This window comes from Acinetobacter lwoffii, assembly GCF_024129685.1.
Lineage (GTDB): Bacteria > Pseudomonadota > Gammaproteobacteria > Pseudomonadales > Moraxellaceae > Acinetobacter > Acinetobacter lwoffii_X.
This window is the reverse complement of record NZ_JAMXXL010000010.1, coordinates 23,160-41,016: the sequence shown is the minus strand read 5'-3', so window position 1 is coordinate 41,016 and position 17,857 is coordinate 23,160. Positions and strand designations below refer to the sequence as shown.

The 17,857-nt window shown below is 44.2% G+C and carries 13 protein-coding genes; 7 read left to right on the top strand and 6 right to left on the bottom strand.

The annotated features are described in order from the left end of the window. Nucleotides 1-40: 40 nt before the first annotated feature. Nucleotides 41-2,080 (top strand): NAD-dependent DNA ligase LigA, encoded by a 2,040-nt coding sequence (gene ligA, locus NI464_RS06805; RefSeq protein WP_071851490.1) that lies wholly within the window; start codon nt 41-43, stop codon nt 2,078-2,080. Between the two features lie 70 nt (nt 2,081-2,150). On the opposite strand, the gene NI464_RS06800 is transcribed toward ligA, so the two are convergent. Further along, on the bottom strand, nt 2,151-3,218 hold the full coding sequence (locus NI464_RS06800) for an SDR family oxidoreductase (RefSeq protein WP_253138015.1): 1,068 nt from the start codon (nt 3,216-3,218) through the stop codon (nt 2,151-2,153). Between the two features lie 342 nt (nt 3,219-3,560). Here NI464_RS06800 and ftn point away from each other — a divergent pair, with 342 nt between their 5' ends. After that, entirely contained in the window at nt 3,561-4,025 is a 465-nt protein-coding gene (gene ftn / locus NI464_RS06795; RefSeq protein ID WP_004279207.1) for a heteropolymeric bacterioferritin subunit Ftn, read from the top strand. A 55-nt stretch (nt 4,026-4,080) separates the two neighbouring features. On the opposite strand, the gene NI464_RS06790 is transcribed toward ftn, so the two are convergent. From NI464_RS06790 to NI464_RS06770, 5 genes are all read right to left on the bottom strand, one after another. Beyond that, a complete protein-coding gene (locus NI464_RS06790; protein ID WP_004279208.1) occupies nt 4,081-4,497 on the bottom strand; it encodes an ExbD/TolR family protein in 417 nt (138 codons plus the stop codon). 21 nt (nt 4,498-4,518) lie between these two features. Continuing rightward, nucleotides 4,519-4,944 carry an ExbD/TolR family protein gene (locus NI464_RS06785; protein WP_005247138.1) on the bottom strand — a complete coding sequence of 142 codons (426 nt, stop codon included), beginning with the start codon at nt 4,942-4,944 and terminating at the stop codon, nt 4,519-4,521. Between the two features lie 16 nt (nt 4,945-4,960). Beyond that, on the bottom strand, nt 4,961-5,860 hold the full coding sequence (locus tag NI464_RS06780) for a MotA/TolQ/ExbB proton channel family protein (protein ID WP_115736958.1): 900 nt from the start codon (nt 5,858-5,860) through the stop codon (nt 4,961-4,963). Between the two features lie 36 nt (nt 5,861-5,896). After that, nucleotides 5,897-6,598: an energy transducer TonB gene (locus NI464_RS06775; protein ID WP_004646084.1), complete on the bottom strand. Its 702-nt coding sequence runs from the start codon at nt 6,596-6,598 to the stop codon at nt 5,897-5,899. A 148-nt stretch (nt 6,599-6,746) separates the two neighbouring features. After that, nucleotides 6,747-9,413 carry a TonB-dependent receptor gene (locus tag NI464_RS06770; protein ID WP_005104845.1) on the bottom strand — a complete coding sequence of 889 codons (2,667 nt, stop codon included), beginning with the start codon at nt 9,411-9,413 and terminating at the stop codon, nt 6,747-6,749. A 724-nt stretch (nt 9,414-10,137) separates the two neighbouring features. Between NI464_RS06770 and NI464_RS06765 the strand changes: the two genes are divergently transcribed. Genes NI464_RS06765 through NI464_RS06745 form a run of 5 tightly spaced genes read left to right on the top strand, consistent with a single transcriptional unit; the run spans nt 10,138 to nt 17,857 of the window. Continuing rightward, nucleotides 10,138-11,895, top strand: coding sequence for an ABC transporter substrate-binding protein (locus NI464_RS06765; RefSeq protein WP_253138014.1), 1,758 nt, complete (start codon nt 10,138-10,140; stop codon nt 11,893-11,895). A 22-nt stretch (nt 11,896-11,917) separates the two neighbouring features. Further along, nucleotides 11,918-13,720: an ABC transporter substrate-binding protein gene (locus NI464_RS06760; protein WP_253138013.1), complete on the top strand. Its 1,803-nt coding sequence runs from the start codon at nt 11,918-11,920 to the stop codon at nt 13,718-13,720. A 20-nt stretch (nt 13,721-13,740) separates the two neighbouring features. After that, a complete protein-coding gene (locus tag NI464_RS06755) occupies nt 13,741-15,747 on the top strand; it encodes a M3 family metallopeptidase (RefSeq protein WP_253138012.1) in 2,007 nt (668 codons plus the stop codon). A 12-nt stretch (nt 15,748-15,759) separates the two neighbouring features. Next, nucleotides 15,760-16,698, top strand: coding sequence for an ABC transporter permease (locus tag NI464_RS06750; protein ID WP_004279216.1), 939 nt, complete (start codon nt 15,760-15,762; stop codon nt 16,696-16,698). Nucleotides 16,699-16,705: 7 nt separating this feature from the next. Next, nucleotides 16,706-17,857 carry an ABC transporter permease gene (locus tag NI464_RS06745; protein WP_253138011.1) on the top strand — a complete coding sequence of 384 codons (1,152 nt, stop codon included), beginning with the start codon at nt 16,706-16,708 and terminating at the stop codon, nt 17,855-17,857.

Here is a 17,857-nt window from a genome sequence, read left to right as displayed (position 1 = left end):
TCTACAGGGCGGATTTTCCGCCCTTTTTTATGGTGAAATTATGACCCAAGATGCCACTGTCATTGCGCAAATGCGTCAACTGATTCAACTGCTTGCCAAGCATAACCATGCTTATTATGTGATGGATCAACCGAGCATTGAAGACAGTGAATATGATCAGCTCTTTCATCAGCTCAAAGCCTTAGAACAACAATATCCTGACCTGATCCAGTCCGATAGCCCGACAGATAAAGTGGGTGGGCAGGCGCTTTCAAAATTTGTGACCGTAACACACGCCGTGCCGATGCTGTCATTAGGCAATGTCTTTAATCAGGAAGATCTGCTGGCTTTTGCCCGCCGTATTGAAGAACGTTTGCCAAATCAAAAAATTGAATATGATGTGGAACTGAAATTTGATGGTCTGGCCATTTCACTCTGGTATGAGCATGGCGTACTGACGCGTGGGGTGACGCGCGGCGATGGGGAAACCGGTGAAGACATCACCCAAAATGTCAGAACCATTCGCAACCTGCCGAAACTTTTATCTCCGGTGAATGGCATCATTCCCGATTTGCTGGAAGTACGCGGCGAAGTGTTGATGCCAAAATCAGGTTTTGAAAAATTGAATGCTGCCAATGCCGCCAAAGGTGAAAAGACCTTTGCTAATCCGCGTAATGCTGCGGCAGGAAGTTTGCGTCAGCTGGACCCGAATATTGCTGCCTCGCGGCCATTGGCTTTTTATGCTTATGGGATTGCTCAGTGCGTGCCGCATCATGGACAAACCACTATGTCCGCCAGTCTGGAATGGTTACATCAGTTCGGTTTTGCGGTTGGCGAGCGTCACTTTATCTGTGACAGTATTCAGGACGTGCAAAAGGTCTACGAACAGATCATTGATGAGCGTGCCAGTCTCAGTGTCGAAATCGATGGTATGGTGATCAAGGTCAATGACCTGAAACAGCAGCAACAGCTTGGTTTCCTGAGCCGTGAACCGCGTTGGGCCACCGCCTATAAATTTCCGGCAGTTGCAGCACTGACCACAGTAGAAAATATTAACTGGCAAGTGGGTCGTACTGGAACATTAACTCCAGTCGCGCGTTTGAATCCAGTCGCTGTCGGCGGAGTAACAGTATCTAATGTAACCCTGCACAATATTGGCGAAATTCACCGTCTGGATGTGCGTATTGGCGATACAGTTAGTGTTTATCGTAGTGGCGATGTGATTCCTAAAGTTGAAAAAGTCTGGCCGGAATTTCGCCCGGTTGATGCAGTTGAAGTGCATTTGCCTGAGCAATGTCCAGTCTGTGATTCACCCGTGGTGATGCCGGAAGGTGAAGCATTGGCCCGTTGCTCTGGCGAACTCTATTGTGCTGCGCAGCGGATCGAAACCATTCGTCACTTTGTGTCGCGTAAGGCCATGGATATCGAAGGGCTGGGTGATCGCTGGGTAGAGTCACTGCTACATCTAAATCTTTTAAAAGATGTCTCAGATATTTACCATCTGCATGAACATCGTGAGACTTTGCTCGGTATTGAAAAGATGGGCGCCAAATCGGTTCAGAATCTTTTGGATGCCATTGAAAACAGTAAAAAGACCACACTGGCTGCTTTTATCTATGCACTCGGTATTCGTGGGGTGGGTGAAACTACGGCGCGGATGCTGGCCAATACTTTCCAGACGCTGGATGCCTTGCGTCAGGCCGATCTGGAGGCTTTAAAGAAAACTCCGGATGTAGGTGATATCACTGCGGAATGGATTCTGGATTTCTTTCAGGCACCGCATAATCTGGAAGTTCTGGATCGTTTACTGGCTGCCGGTATTCACTGGGATGCACCGATCGCACCGACTCGTCAGCCGTTAAACGGCGAAAGCTGGGTGGTCACCGGGACTTTAAGCAGTATGGGACGAGATGATGCAACCCAGTTATTGCAAGCCTTAGGTGCACGAGTCAGTGGCAGTGTATCCAGCAAAACCAAATGTGTGGTTGCGGGTGAAAAAGCTGGCTCAAAACTGGATAAAGCAGAAAAACTTGGTATTCCAGTGATCAATGAACAACAGTTTATTGGCTTGATGCAAGACTATGGTCAGCTTGAAGCCTAAATCTCTGCACATTTCATGAAAGAATAAGAGTTAAAAAAGCCACCTTCGGGTGGCTTTTTGCATAAAAAGATTAAGGAATATATTTTTTCACAACACCATCATCGAGTAGCTGCTGGAAATGTTCAACCAGACTTTCTTTCACCGGACGATACTCAATGCCGAGCTCATCTTTACTTTTTTGCGCATTAAAGAAAATTGGATAACCCATATTCAGCTCTACAAATTTACGGCTAAAACCTGCTACAGGCCCGAACAGTTTAAAGGCTGCCTTCGGCAATTGATTGCGCGGGAAGGGAAACTTATTGCCAAAATATGCTCGCAGAATTTGGCCCATTTCCAGCAGGCTCAAGCTTTCACTACAAATGATATAACGGCCATGCGCTTGCGGATTAAACGCAGCACGGATATGCGCTTCAGCGACATCTTGAACATCGACCACGCCATTCCACATCGGTGGAACGCCAAGCAAAGTCATGCCATTGGCAAACTGTTGCATAACTTCCACACTACCGGATTGGGTATTTGGCGTTAAGGATTGACCAAAAACCAGTGCAGGATTGATACAGACCAGATCCCAGCGATCCTGCGCTTCAGCCATTTCCCAGGCTTTACGCTCTGCCATGACTTTGGAATAAGGATAAGGCTGATGCGTGGCCGAACTGGTGGTATTCCAGTGTGATTCATCAAAACTGTTATTTTTAGTTTGTAGAATATCAATGGCATCGCCATAGGTGGATGCGATACTCGATGTCACGATCACGCGTTTCACTGATTCAGTCTGATTGACACTATTCAGTACATTTTCAGTGCCTAACACCGCAGGTTCGATAATATCTTTGACTGCATCTTTATAGTTGGTGACCACAAAAGGTGAGGCCATATGAAAGACAATTTCACAGCCTTGCATCGCCTGATCAAAAGAACCCGGGCTTAATAAATTGGCCTGAAATAACTTGAGAGTTCCCGGCGTGCTGTCGGCAATTTTTTCTAAATGGGCAAAGCTTTTGCTTTTATTCAGGTCACGTACCGTGGCATGTACGGTATAGCCTTGCGTGAGTAATTTCTGGATAACCCAGCTGGCAATATAACCCGATGCACCGGTAACCAGAACAGGCGCTGTTGTTTGTGGATGTGTCATATCGGAACCGTTGTTGTTTTAAATTTGTGTGAATGATAAGCGAAATTTAAGCATGAAGTACGCCAATGCAGTGATGTTTATACAAAAAGAATGAATCTGTCTGTTCAAAATTAAGATTTACAAATTTTAACGCATGTGTTTATTCGCCGGTTTTAGGTTATTGCCAAGCGTAATGAAAATGCAAAGTGTTGTTTTATAAATGGGATTTCATTAAGAACGAAGTGTAAATGCAAGTACTTCTCATTTTAATTATATAAAAATCAAATATTTAACCATGGTTAAGCTTTGCAAATTCAATTGCTTTTCGCCATAATAGCAAAATACAGGTAGGGAGTTATTCAAATGCGCGGAAATCCAGAAGTCGTAGATTATTTAAATATGTTGATCGGTGGCGAACTGGCTGCTCGTGACCAATACTTGATTCACTCTCGTATGTATGAAGATTGGGGATTGACCAAAATCTTTGAACGTATCGATCACGAAATGCAAGAAGAGTCCCAGCATGCGGATGCGATTATCCGTCGTGTTCTGTTCCTTGAAGGAACGCCAAACATGCAGCGCGATGACGTTGAGATTGGCGAGGATGTGGTGAGCTGCCTGAAAGCCGATCTAAAACTTGAATATCATGTGCGGGAAAAACTGGCGCAGGGCATCAAACTGTGCGAAGAGAAAGGTGACTATATCAGCCGTGATATGTTACGCCAGCAAATGTCGGATACCGAAGAAGACCATACTTACTGGTTAGAAAAACAATTGCGCTTAATCGAACTGATTGGTCTGCAAAATTATATTCAGTCACAGATGTAAAACCGGATGAATAAAAAACCCAGCACATGCTGGGTTTTTTATATCTTGAAAATACTTAGTTGTTATTACTCATAATGCCAATTTTTTTGACCTCCAGCCTTTGAGCTGCCGCCATGACCATAGCGATATGTTTATATTCAGTGGCACGATCCGCCTTGATTTTAATCTGATCCTGATCCGCTTTTTGCGCTACTGTCTTGAATAAGTTTTCCAGAGCTTGGGTATTTGCTACCGGCTGTTCATTCCAGAAAATCTTACCTTGTGCATCCAGACGTAATTCCACCAGCTCAGGCGGTTTTTCATCGGTTACAGGAGGCGTTCCATTCGGTAGATCGATATTAATCGAGTTATTCGGCAAAGGAATTGTGATAATAAACATAATCAGCAAGACCAGCATGACATCAATCAATGGGGTCATGTTGACATCTAACATCACATCATCGTCTTGATTTGAACCAACATTCATACCCATAAACTTAATCCTTCTTTGTGCTTAAGGTGTAGCGGGCGGAGTGGTGACAAAAGCAATTTTGCCAATACCCGCTTGCTGGGTCGTACTAATCACCTGATCAATTGCTTCATAAGGTGTTAACTGATCACCACGAATATGCACTTCAGGCTGCGGACGTTTCTGTGCTTCTGCCTGTAAACGGCTCAGTAAAACTGTTTTATCTGCAATATAAATTTCGTTCCAGAAAATATCGCCAGTTTTATTGACAGCCAGCTGAACATTTTCTGGCTTGGTTTCATACAGTACATTTCTTTCTTCGGGCAGATCGACAGGTACGGTATGAATGGCAACCGGTACAGTAATCAGGAAGATAATGAGCAGAACCAGCATAATATCAACCAAAGGTGTGGTATTAATGGTTCCAATTACCTCATCATCGCTGTCGTTTGAATTGACCATCATTCCCATGGCTGATGCCTCACTCTTACTTCACGTCACGATTGACAGGATTATTGGTCGTAATTTCGCCGCTGAGTAATACTGCGTGTAAATCAGAACCAAAGGTACGTACTTCTTCCATGACCGCTTTATTACGGCGAGTCAACCAGTTGTAGCCGAGTACCGCAGGAACTGCGACCGCAAGACCGATTGCAGTCATGATCAGTGCTTCACCAACCGGGCCGGCAACTTTATCAATGGATGCTTGCCCTGAAACACCAATGGCAGTCAATGCATGGTAAATCCCCCAAACGGTTCCGAAAAGTCCAACGAAAGGTGCGGTAGACCCGACTGTCGCAAGGAAGGCCAGGCCACCACTCAGATGGTTCTGGATTTTGTCGATCGCACGGGAAATTGAGATAGTGACCCAGGTATTGAAATCAATACGCTCAAGTAGTGTACCGCCATGATTTTTAGTTGATTTAATCCCTTTTTCCGCAATAAAACGGTAGACGCTGGCTTCGTCCAGATTCTCGGTTGCATTATCCAGAGAAGAAGATTCCCAGAAAGTATTTTCAGCTTGCTTAGCCTGTTTGCGAATCTTGCCTTGTTGCAGGCATTTGCTGATCATGATGTACCAGGTACCGATCGACATGACCACCAGAATAAACAAAGTGATTTTAGAAACAATATCACCTTCTTTCCACATGGCTTCTAGGCCATAAGGATTGTATCCAGCTTTTTCATCGCTAGCTTCAGCAGGCAGTGGTGGCGGGGTCGGTGTAGCCGCTGTTGCAGGTGTTGTTACCACTGTTTCAGTGACAGCACTGGTATTGGGGGTAGCGGACTGTTCTGCAAAAACTGTTTGCAGAGGTAATAAAGTGCTCATGGCAATTACACCAGCAGCAGTCATATTTTTTAAAGGTTTTAGTGATTTTTTCATCATGGATCTCCTGATTTTTTTCTTTATCTGTTGTATCTGTTAGTCAAGGACAAATTCATATGGAATGTCATACCAAGATTCTTGCGGTTCGCCATTTTTCATTGCCGGCTTGAAAGTACATAAGCTGAAGGCCTTGGATGCTGCACGATCCAGCGCACGACTACCGCTCGACTTTTTCACTTTGGCATCCTGGACCTTGCCGGTGGTATTTACATATACAGAGATCAAGACTTCACCTTGTTCTTCATTCATCAGTGCATCACGTGGATAGTCTGGGCGTTTACAACCTGCTTCACCTTGTGAAACACCACGAGTTACGCCAGCGGGTGGAGGAGCTGGGGCTGGAGCGGCTGCGACTACTGGAGCCGGTGCTGCTACCGGACTTGGTGAAGGACTCGCTGCAACGGGAGTAGGTACTGCAACAGTTGTCGGTTGGGTTGGTGTTGGAAGTGTTTTCTGTACAGGAACGACTTTTTCAACCGGTTTCACCTCAGGCACTTGTGCTACTTTTTCCACGATTTTTGGTGGTTCAGGTGGTGTTTCTTTTGGTGGCTCAGGTTCAGGCGGCTTAATATCTTGAATAATCATTAGCTCAACTGGCTGTTCCGTTGGTTTAATAATGTCTTTTGCCATACCAGCCATGAGTACCAGGCCAACCAGGATATGCAAAAAAACAACGACCCCAATACCAGTCAGTTTTTTGGCGGAGTTTTTTTCTAAGTCTTCAAACTTTGTGCCCATCATGACTCCTAGAATTTAAGACAAACAGGAAATAGTGCACTGATGAGAAAATTTTTTTAGTTACAGGCAGCATTATTTTTTGTTTGGCTAAAATTAAACGGGAAAAACCGCAAACACCGCTTGGCAGCAGTGTTTGCGAAGTAATTAATTAAAAGAATTTATAAGTACCACGTAGGAAGTAGGTACGGCCCATTGGATCACCGTGACGAGGGTCATAGCCATATTGAGCATTGTTGGTTGCATCAGAAGCAGGTGGTTCTGCATCAAACATGTTGCGAATACCTGCAGTTAGCTCTAAATTCTTGAATCCGCTATAGGTGCCTGCAAAGTTATAAAGCGTATAGGCACTTACATCACGTTCTTGAGAAAAGTCTTCATAACCACGGATATATTGTTGTTCTAGTCTCATTTTCCAGTCTTCATAAGACCAGTTGATATTGGCAATATGTCTCCAGCGGACGACTGCAGGATCATCATAGATGCCGACGAGCCCTTCCCATTCACCGTTTGGTTCTTCTTGCTCATCCATTTTGATGACATAGGTACCATCAATCCCAAAACCAAAACGGCCTGTTGCTGTCATTGGGCTTAAGTAGTTCAGGCTGAGGTCAATCCCTTCAGTTTTTAATCCACCCATATTTTGTAGAGTTGTATTTAAATATTGGATACGACCATCTGGAGCGTAAACGATCAGATTGCCATAGCGATCAAGGTCATTAAAAATGTCATTAGGAGTAACTGAGCTGACTAAACCTTCAATGTCAATATTGTAGTAATCAGCGGTGAATACCAGATTCTTGATTGGTTCATATACGAATCCGGCTGTAAAAGAGGTTGATTCTTCTGGCTGTAAGTCTGGGTTACCACCTTGTTTACGCTTGAACTGCATACCACATTGGTCTGCAAATTGGGTGCTGGTCGGTTGACCGTTAGCATCACAAAAACGTGGGTTATTGAAGTTAGTGCTAGTATTGGTTTCACTTTGTAAAGAGTTGATTTCCCACATACTTGGGGCACGGAATCCAGTACTATAAGAACTACGGAACATTAACTCTTTAACCGGTTCCCAACGTAGGGATACTTTTGGATTGAAAGTATCACCAAAGTCACTATAGTCATCATAACGTGCCGCAAGTTGAGCTTCTAGAGTCGGCAAGATCGGTACATGTAATTCAGTAAACACCGCAGTAATATCACGGTCACCTGAACTTGACGGTTTATTTGGATCAATACCAGAACCTGGAACCTGGCGAACAAGATCGGCATTCACCTTGGCTTCCCAGTCCTGAGTGGTGTAGCTACCACCCAAGGCAAATCCAACTTCACCTGCAGGTAGTTCATAGATTGGACGGCTGACGGTGAAATCTATAGTGGTAGAATCCAGACTTGCCATATTTGTTGGGCCTGCCACATCAAAAGTAGACCATTTCCCAGCATCTGCAGCGGCCTGAGGACCAAATGGGTTTAAGGTGCCATCATTAAGTGCGGCTTGAACCAAACTTTGATTCAGGTAACCACTGACGAAATTATCAGTTGCTTCACTTTTGGCATAAGTAACGCCACCATTTACATCCCAACCGTAGACTTCACCTTCAATCCCTGCAAAAAAGCGGTTTGATTCATTTTCTGATTGAGAAACACGGTTACCTGATTGTGAACGTAAATAAAGTGCTGCTCTTGGATCTACCAGACCAGCGATGTCTGGTGTAATGCCGTTGCCTGGATAATATTTGCTGGTATTTGGAATAGAAAGACTACCTCCCCATACATCAGGTGCTATCGAGGTTTTTACTTTACTTTCAGTATAAATATATTCAGCAACCGCATTTAATGAATCGGTTAATTTGAAGGTACCTTTACCTAGAGCTGAAAAAGTTTCTTCTTCTGGAGTAATACCAATGAGTGCTTGAGTGTTTAACAGGCAACGTGTACCAGATACAAACATATTTGGTGCATTATTACAGTTTTGATTGATATAAGGGTTAACTACACCTACACCTGAATCTAAAAGGTTGGCAGGGAAGCCGGCACTTGAACCGATCGCCATGTTCAACTCTGGAATTAAACCACCACGACGGCTGACTTTACGATCTTTGGCCATGATCATGTCAGAAGTACGATAATCTACTACACCGTAAACGTTGAAACCTTGTTCATCCAGATCACCATAACCACCGAAAATAGAGACATCATATTTGTCGCCATTCTTTTCTTCAGGTGCTTGCAGTCCACCAGAAATACCGAAACCTTGGTATTCCTTTTTGATAATAAAGTTAATTACGCCGGCAATTGCATCTGCACCATATACTGCAGAAGCACCATCACGCAGAATCTCGATTCGCTCAACCATCGCGAGCGGAATAATATTCAGGTTAACTTCAGAAGTACTAAATGGGCTGTTAGCCAAACGACGCCCATTTAATAAAACTAAGGTCTTATCAGTACCAATCCCACGCAGGTTGGCAGAAGAACCTGAAGTATTACTTTTACCAATATTTTGAGAAACAGCAAAACCAGCTTGGTTAGCACTTACTTTATTAATGGCTTCTTCAACCGTGGTGACCCCCTGATTCACCAGATCTTCGACTTTAAGCACAGTAATAGGAGATGCACTTTGTGCAGCTACTCCTTTAATAGATGAACCTGTCACTGTCACTTTTTGAACCTTGGTAGGTTGAGCGGCAGAGTTTTCTGGTTCATCGGCTGCATGTGCCAAAGACAAGCACATCATACTTAAGGTAAGCGTACTTAACTTGAGTATTGTCTTGCCAACTGTTGGAGCCCCCATAGATCCGACCAATTTGTTTTTTTTCATCGTAATTTTCACCCTTTTGTTATGTGAAGTAGTGCTGGGAGGACTTAAGCAAAGCGAATGCCAACTTATAAATTATTAATTTTAAAAAATATTAAGTGATTGAAAAAAATATATTTAATTTGATTTTTTTGGAGTTGTACTAAGTTCTGATGAAGAAATATTAAGAGAGTAGGGTTTAAAATCTGAAGAAAGTCTCTATAGGAAACCATGAGAAAGTAAAAAATAAATATTTAATGAATAAGAAAGGAATCTAAAACTGAAAGATAAATTGAATAAAGTTTAATCATGGTGCATGATTTTTACATAAAATATACAATAATTTAATAAGATAATAATTATATATTTCATTTACTTATGTGGGTATTTTTTTGGGTTGAAGCAGGGGGAGGATGCAATAATATGAAACAGGTCTGGTTTATTTTTGTGCAGATTAGGTTTGAATCTAGATTTTAAGAATAAACATTAAATTAATGATTCATGGAAAATATTATGTTATTGATAATGTTTTAAATAATTAATAAAAATAAGCTTTTTTGAGGTAATAACAGGAAAAAATCGTTATTTTTCGAGGATGGCATGAAATTCGCTTTGTTCAGTTTATTCCATCTGTCCAGCTTTGACCCATCCATTGAAGCAAATATGGGATGATGTGTTAAAGACTTCCTATAGCAATAAAACTTCAAGATCAAGAATAGGTACAAATTTGAAATCAGCATTTTTCAGTATGACAATTTTGGCCTTGGCCATGACTACGGGGCAAGCCTCCTGGGCAAAATCATCTGCACATCCGGATAAAGTTTTAAACTTGGCTTTTGAAGCGCCTGATGATGGTTTTGATATGGTCAAAACCTATAATTTTTATAGTGGTAGCGTTGCTGAAGCTATTTTTGAGCCTTTATTGCGTTATGACTATCTGGCGCGGCCGGCAATCTTGGCTCCAAATACAGCTGAATCTTTACCCAAGGTTGAGCAGGATGGCAAAGTTTATACCTTTAAAGTCAAGCCAGGAATTTATTTCAGTGATGATCCGGCATTTCAGGGCAAAAAGCGTGAACTGGTGGCGCGTGATTATATCTACTCCATGCAAAGGATCATGGATCCCAAAAATCATTCTCCTTCTTTTTCTTTTATTGAGGGGAAAATCCTTGGGGCAGATCAGGTCATCCAGCAGGCTAAAAAAACTGGCAAGTTCAACTACGATGCAGCTATTCCCGGTTTAAAAGCACTAGATAAATATACCTTACAAATTACCCTGACCCGTTCCGATCTGAATTTTCCATATATTCTGGCCTATGTGGCTTTTAGTGGTACCGCACGGGAGGTGATCGAACATTATGGTCATCGGGCAGGTCAGCATCCGGTTGGAACAGGGGCTTATCAGTTACACAAATATGTGCCGCGTAGCCGTATTGAATTGACCGCCAACCCGAATTATCGCGGTTTTGTCTGGAACTTTAAGGGCGATGGTTCCGAATGGGATCAACGTATTATCAAAGCCATGCAAGGCAAGCAGATGCCGCAAATTGGCAAGATCAAAATCAGTATTATTGAAGAGGAACAGTCTCGCTGGCTGGCTTTAAAGTCTGGACAACTGGACTATGACAAACTCACTGCGAGCGGCGCCGAACAGGCACTGGAAAATAAGCAGCTGAAAAGCGAATATAAGAAAAAAGGCATCCTGCATTATCCGAATAAAGAACCGGAAATTACCTATACCATCATGAATATGCGTGATCCGTTAATTGGTGGAAATTCACTGGAAAAAATTGCCTTACGTCGTGCTCTCGCCTTGTCCTATAACCAGAAAGAAGCTATCCAGCAGTTGTACAAAGGTCATGCCGATAAAGCTGAAATGATTTTGCCAGAGGGAGTGGGGGGACATGATCCGAAGTATAAAAGCAGTATTGCTTATAACCCATTACTGGCCAATAAACTGCTTGACCGCTTTGGCTATAAGAAAGGCGCTGATGGTTACCGCACCTTGCCTGATGGCAAGCCTTTGACACTAAAAATGAATTCAACCAGCTCAAGCTCTTCGGTGATTTCTGCAGAGTTATGGAAAAAGAATCTGGATGCAATCGGGGTGCGAATTGAGTTCAAGGTCAGTAATTTTGCTGACAATTTAAAAGAAGCCACCCAATGCAAACATATGATGTGGGGTGGAGCCTGGATTGCGGACTATCCGGAAGGGGAAAACTTTGCCCAATTACTGTATGGGCCAAATGCGCAGCAAGGCAACCTGAGTTGCTATACCTCAAAAGCCTATGACGCATTGTACCAGACTGCAATGAAACTGCCGCCACAGCAGCGGACGCCATATTATGAGGAGATGAACCGCCAGATGGAGGCCGATAATCCATGGATTCTGCACAATACCCGTATACGCAACTGGTTGATTCATCCGCATGTACAGGGCTTTAAAGCCCATCCTGTGACCCGAGCAGTTTGGCAATATATGGATATTGAAGCTGTTAAAAAATAACTTGAGAAGATTAAGAACCAGTATGAATGTGAATACAAATGCTTTAAAAAAACTGGCGCGCGGGGTTTTGGTGGTCAGTTTAATGATGACAGGGGTAGCGTCCACATGGGCGGCCAATCCGGCGAATCCGAATAAAGTTTTAAAAACCGTCTTTCCGGCAGCTGAAACCGGTTTTGATCCGGGTTATATCCATGACCGTTATTCAGCCAAGATTAATGCCGCGATTTTTGAGACCTTATTTACCTATGACTATCTGGCCTCGCCAGCGAAACTGGTACCCTTGACTGCAGTCAGTTTGCCTCAAGTGAGTGCGGATGGCCTGACTTATACCATTAAAATCAAAAAGGGTATTTACTTTGCTGATGATCCGGTCTTCGGCGGTAAAAAACGTGAACTGACTTCGTATGACTATGCTTATAGCTTGAAACGTCTACTGGACCCAAAGCTGCATTCACCGAACAGCTGGTTGCTGGATGGCCGAATTAAAGGGCTGGAAGCATGGATGGCCCTCACCAAAAAGAATGGCAAAGCCTATGAAAATCCGTTTGAAGGTATTCAGACTCCAGACCGCTATACCTTGGTATTAAAGCTGAATAATCCGGATCAGAATTTTCCGATGTTGCTGGCACATGGGCCTGCCGCTGCAGTAGCTCGTGAAGTGATTGAAAAATATAAAGACAAGGCGGGTTGGGTCATGAATAGGCCAGTGGGAACTGGTCCTTATGTGCTCAGCCGCTGGACACCCGGCTCACGGATTATCTTAAAACCAAATCCGGCTTATCGTGGTTTTGTCTGGGACTTTAAAGCCAGTGGTGCAGAAGATCAGGCCATTGTAAAAGCCATGCAGGGCAAAAAAATGCCTCAAATCGGTACTATTGATGTGCGTGTTATTGAAGAAGCGCAATCCCGGATGCTGGCATTTAAGAAAAATGAACTGGACTTGCTCGAAATTGAGGGTGATATCGTCGTTCAGGCCCTCGATGGTGACAAATTAAAGCCTGAGCTGGCTCAGCAGGGAGTGAAGCTGTCACGTATTTTAGAGCCCTCCATTAGCTACCATTACTGGAATATGCAAAACCCGGTCGTGGGTGGTTTCGCGCCAGAAAAAATTGCCTTACGTCGTGCCATGGCGATGGCATTTTCTGTAGAAAACATGATCAATGTATTACTTAAGGGGGATGGAGCAAAACTGCACATGCCTATCCCCCCAGGAGTAGCAGGCTATTCACCGTCCTATAAAAGCAGTATTCCCTATTCAGTCAAAGCAGCCAATATGTTGCTCGACCGCTATAACTACAAGATCGGTGCAGATGGCTGGCGGAAAACGCCTGAAGGTAAACCTCTGGTGATTGAACTGATTACTGGGAATACCAGTCGGGGCCAGCAACAGGGTGAATTCTGGAAAAAGACCCTAGACAGTATCCATATTCAGCTGACCAGTAAGGCCATGCCATTCGCTGAAGGCATCAAGCTGGAAAAGCAATGTAAAACCATGTTCAAGAGTTCTGCATGGATTGCCGATTATCCGGATGCCGACAACTTTATGCAGCTGTTCTATGGGAAGAATGTCAATGTCACCAACAATGCCTGTTTCAAGCATCCTGAATTCGACCGTCTATACGAACAAACCCAGAGCATGCCGCCTGGTCCGGAGCGTGATCTGCTCTACCGCAAAATGACCCGGATTTTGGAAGTCAACATGCCGACCCTGATGCTCTATAGCACCTACCGTAACGCCTTGACCCAACCCCAAATTATTGGACATAAGTCCCATCCGATTCTGTCTTCAGAATGGATGTATATCGATATTAATACGAAAAAGTAAGAAAAAATCTGGAGATGAATATGAAATCAAAATCTTTAAAATTAAGTACCTTATGTTTAATGATGATGGGGGGATATCAAGGTGTAGCGGCAGAAACCCAAGCGCAGCTGCTGCCATTATTCAAGGCTGCAGAAATTCCGTCTTTATGTGATGCCAGTCTGGCCTCCATGCAAAAAGATATCCAGATATTTGAAAATAAGAAAATTAAAAATAAAGCCAAGGCAGGGCCTTATCTGGCTGAATGGGATGAATTGCATGCCAAAGCCCGTGATTTCGGTGCTGCAGTAGGGCTGTACAGTAATGTCGATCCGGATCCTGCATTGCGTCAGGCAGCCGATGACTGTGAACTTAAAATCAGCAAATACCAAACCACCCTGTATCAGAATCCGAAACTGTATGGACAGTTCAAAAAACTGAAAGCCAGTGATCCGATTGATCAGAAATTTTTAGAAGACATTCTGGAACAGTTTGAGAACACCGGGGTACAACTCAGTGCAGAAAAACAGAAACGACTGAAAGAAATTATTGAAGAAAGTACCAAACTGGGGCAGGATTTTTCCAAAAATGTGCGGGATAACCCTGAAAAAGTTGAATTTACTCCAGCTGAAATGAAAGGCCTGCCAGAAAGTTACATCGCAAATTTAAAGAAAAATGAAAAGGGCAATTATCTGCTCGGCTTTGATTATCCGGAATACCAGCCTTTTATGGAGCTGGCAGAAAGTGATGAAGCACGCAAACGTTACCAGACCGCTTACACGCGTCGCGGGACCGAACAAAACCTGCAATTCATGAAAAAAGCCATTGATCTGCGTTATGAAATGGCACAACTTTTTGATAAGGAAAGCTATGCCCATTCTGCGCTTGAATTCCGCATGGCCAAAACTCCGGAAGCAGTGAACGGTTTTCTGGATGAGGTTTATGCCAAAGTTGCACCTTTAGAAAAGCAGGATGTAGAACAATTACGTCAGTTCAAGGCTGAAACTTTAAAAGTTCCACTAGAAAAAGCAGAAATTACACGCTGGAATCAGGGTTACTGGAGTGAAAAACTGCGTCAGGCCAAATACAAGGTTGACCAGGAAAAATTGCGGGATTATTTCCCGACAGAAGCATCGCAAAAATGGTTATTCGCTATTTCTTCGGAACTCTATGGCATTGAGTTCAAGCCGGTGAAAGTCAAGGCCTGGCATGATGAAGTGGAATATTATGCGGTACATGACAAAGCAACGGGCGAATTCTTGGGCGGATTATATGTCGATAAATACCCGCGTGAAGGTAAATATGGGCATGCAGCTGTCTGGGGAGCTTATGGCGGCAGTACCCTGAATCAGCGTCGTCCGGTATCGGTACTGGTGACCAATTTTAACCGTAAGGGCTTGAATAGCAACGAGCTGGAAACCTTTGTGCATGAAATGGGTCATGCCTTGCACGGGATTCTATCGAAAACCCGCTATACAGAACAGTCTGGTACCTCGGTAGAGCGTGACTTTGTAGAAGCACCATCACAGATGTATGAAGAGTGGGCACGCCGTCTGGAAACCTTGTCAAAAGTAGCGGATTACTGTGAGCCGGCATGTCCTCGGGTGGATGCTGCCATGACCGAGCGCTTAAAGAATGTGAAGAATTACGGTCGAGGCCTGCATTACGCCCGTCAGGCTTTATATGCCCAATATGATATGGCCTTGCATGGTAAAGATGCAAAAAACATTGAGCCTTTAAAACTCTGGCAGGATATGGAAGGCAAGACCGCCTTGGGTTATGTCAGCGGTCAGCAGTTCCCGGGACAGTTCGGGCATCTGATGGGCGGCTATCAGGCAGGTTACTACAGCTATATGTGGTCTGAAGTCATTGCCCTGGATATGCTTTCATCCTTTGGTGATCAGCTCATGGACAAGAAAGTCGGTGCGCATTATCGTAATACGGTCCTGGCTCAAGGCGGACAAAAGCATGGCGAGCAAATGGTGAAAGACTTCTTGGGTCGTGATCCGGACAGCAAAGCTTTCTTTAATGAAATCTCTGGAAAAAATTAAGGAAGGCAAGCGATGCTGGCATATATTATTCGACGGCTTTGGCAAATGATCCCGACCATGCTTGGGGTGATTTTGCTGATTTTCCTGCTGTTTAACTGGGTAGGTGGAGACCCTGCCTATATTCTGGCCGGTAAAATGGCCAATGCGGAACAGATTGAGAACATCCGTCAGCAACTGGGTGTGGATCAACCGTATTACGTACAACTCTGGATCTTTATCAAGCAGATTTTAACCTTTGATTATGGGGTGAGCTGGAGTACCGGGGAGTCGGTGGCACAGATTATCACCACCCGTTTGGGGCCCTCACTGACCATTCTGATTCCACTGACCATTCTGCAAACCATTATTTCTATCATTCTGGCTTTGGGTGTGGCTTCGGTTCGTGGTTCTTTGACAGATCGCATGATCATGATGCTGTGTACGATCGGCATGTCGATCAGTATTCTGGTATACATCATCGTGTTCCAGTATTTCCTGGCTTATGAACTGAGTTGGTTTCCGGTACAGGGCTGGAGCGATAATTTCGCTGACAACCTTTTCAAATATGCCTTGTTGCCTGTGCTGATTATGTTGGTGGTAAGTATTGCACCAACACTACGCCTGTATCGTAGCTTTGTACTGGATGAGGTTAATCAGGACTATGTACGTACTGCGCGTGCCAAAGGCCTGGGTGAAAACCGTATCATGGGCGTGCATGTCCTGCGCAATGCCTCGATTCCGATTATTACCGATGTCATGGCAGGACTTCCGGCACTGCTGATCGGTGCTTTCCTGATTGAACGTTTTTTTGGTATTCCTGGAATTGGCCGTGAAGTCATTATTGCGGTAGAACGTTCCGATTTTCCTGTGATTAAAGCCATTACGGTCTATGTTGCTGCTGCGACCATGATATTCAACCTGATTGCCGATCTGATCTATAAATGGGTCGATCCGCGTGTACAGTTGAAGTAGGTGAATTATGCTGAGTGCGATATTTAAAAAAGAACAAGCGGCTGAAGCAGCACCTGAATCGGCTTCAACAGGCTTATGGCAACTGGCCATGCGCCGTTTGAAACGTGACCGGATTGCCATGTTTTCCCTGTATGTGGTGCTGTTTTATCTGCTGCTGCTGGTACTGTCAATGAGCGGCCTGATTGCCAAAGACTGGAATAAAGAAGTAGCGGTCAGCTATGCACCGCCAAGTTTTATCAGTGCAGCGCCAGTTCCGGCTGGATCTGATGCAGAACAGGGTACAAAATCTGTTGCTGTACCGGTCAATCCAGTTGATCCCTTAAAAGATGTCATTGCTGAATTGAATGCTGAAATTGCTGCTGAGCAGGGTGCAGGTGCAAGCATCGATTATTATGGCGTGGTCGATCCGCTGGCAGAAGACATGAAGGCCATTAATCAGGAGCTCGGCGGCCAGCTGATGGATGAAAGTGGGGAACTCAAGCAAAGTCTAGTCTTCGGTGCAGATAAATGGGGACAGGATGTTTTACAGAAAACCATCAAGGGGGCTGAAACCTCGATTCTGGTTGGATTGATTGCAGCCTTTGTCGCTGTACTGATTGGGACTGCACTGGGTGCAATAGCAGGGTATTTTGGTGGTTGGGTCGATGATGTCCTCAACTGGTTTTATAATATCTTTACCTCAATTCCCTATCTGTTGCTGGTTTTGGCCATTGCCGCAGTGTTACAGCAGAAAGGTATTTTATCAATCATCCTGATTTTAGGTCTGACTGGCTGGACCGGAGTCTTCCGTTTGGTTCGTGCCGAATACATGAAACATACGGCACGTGAATATGTGCTGGCTGCCAAGGCGATTGGCGTGAGTAATATGCGTCGTATGTTTGTCCATATTTTTCCCAATGTCAGCCATATTGCCCTGGTACAGATGTCTATTCTGGTGGTGGCATTTATCAAGTCTGAAGTCATTTTGAGCTTCCTTGGTTTCGGTGTGCCTATCGGGGTAGTGTCATGGGGCAGTATGCTAAATGAAGCGCAAAGCGAGCTGATTTTGGGTAAATGGTGGCAACTGGCGGCAGCCTCAATCGCCATGGCGGTATTGGTAACTGCTTTCTCGATGTTTACCGATGCACTCCGTGATGCATTAGATCCAAAACTGAAATAG

Coding starts and splice junctions, on each gene's coding strand:
- ligA (WP_071851490.1), top strand. CDS start 41: ATGACCCAAGATGCCACTGTCATTGCGCAAATGCGTCAACTGATTCAA.
- NI464_RS06800 (WP_253138015.1), bottom strand. CDS start 3,218: ATGACACATCCACAAACAACAGCGCCTGTTCTGGTTACCGGTGCATCG.
- ftn (WP_004279207.1), top strand. CDS start 3,561: ATGCGCGGAAATCCAGAAGTCGTAGATTATTTAAATATGTTGATCGGT.
- NI464_RS06790 (WP_004279208.1), bottom strand. CDS start 4,497: ATGGGTATGAATGTTGGTTCAAATCAAGACGATGATGTGATGTTAGAT.
- NI464_RS06785 (WP_005247138.1), bottom strand. CDS start 4,944: ATGGGAATGATGGTCAATTCAAACGACAGCGATGATGAGGTAATTGGA.
- NI464_RS06780 (WP_115736958.1), bottom strand. CDS start 5,860: ATGATGAAAAAATCACTAAAACCTTTAAAAAATATGACTGCTGCTGGT.
- NI464_RS06775 (WP_004646084.1), bottom strand. CDS start 6,598: ATGGGCACAAAGTTTGAAGACTTAGAAAAAAACTCCGCCAAAAAACTG.
- NI464_RS06770 (WP_005104845.1), bottom strand. CDS start 9,413: ATGAAAAAAAACAAATTGGTCGGATCTATGGGGGCTCCAACAGTTGGC.
- NI464_RS06765 (WP_253138014.1), top strand. CDS start 10,138: ATGACAATTTTGGCCTTGGCCATGACTACGGGGCAAGCCTCCTGGGCA.
- NI464_RS06760 (WP_253138013.1), top strand. CDS start 11,918: ATGAATGTGAATACAAATGCTTTAAAAAAACTGGCGCGCGGGGTTTTG.
- NI464_RS06755 (WP_253138012.1), top strand. CDS start 13,741: ATGAAATCAAAATCTTTAAAATTAAGTACCTTATGTTTAATGATGATG.
- NI464_RS06750 (WP_004279216.1), top strand. CDS start 15,760: ATGCTGGCATATATTATTCGACGGCTTTGGCAAATGATCCCGACCATG.
- NI464_RS06745 (WP_253138011.1), top strand. CDS start 16,706: ATGCTGAGTGCGATATTTAAAAAAGAACAAGCGGCTGAAGCAGCACCT.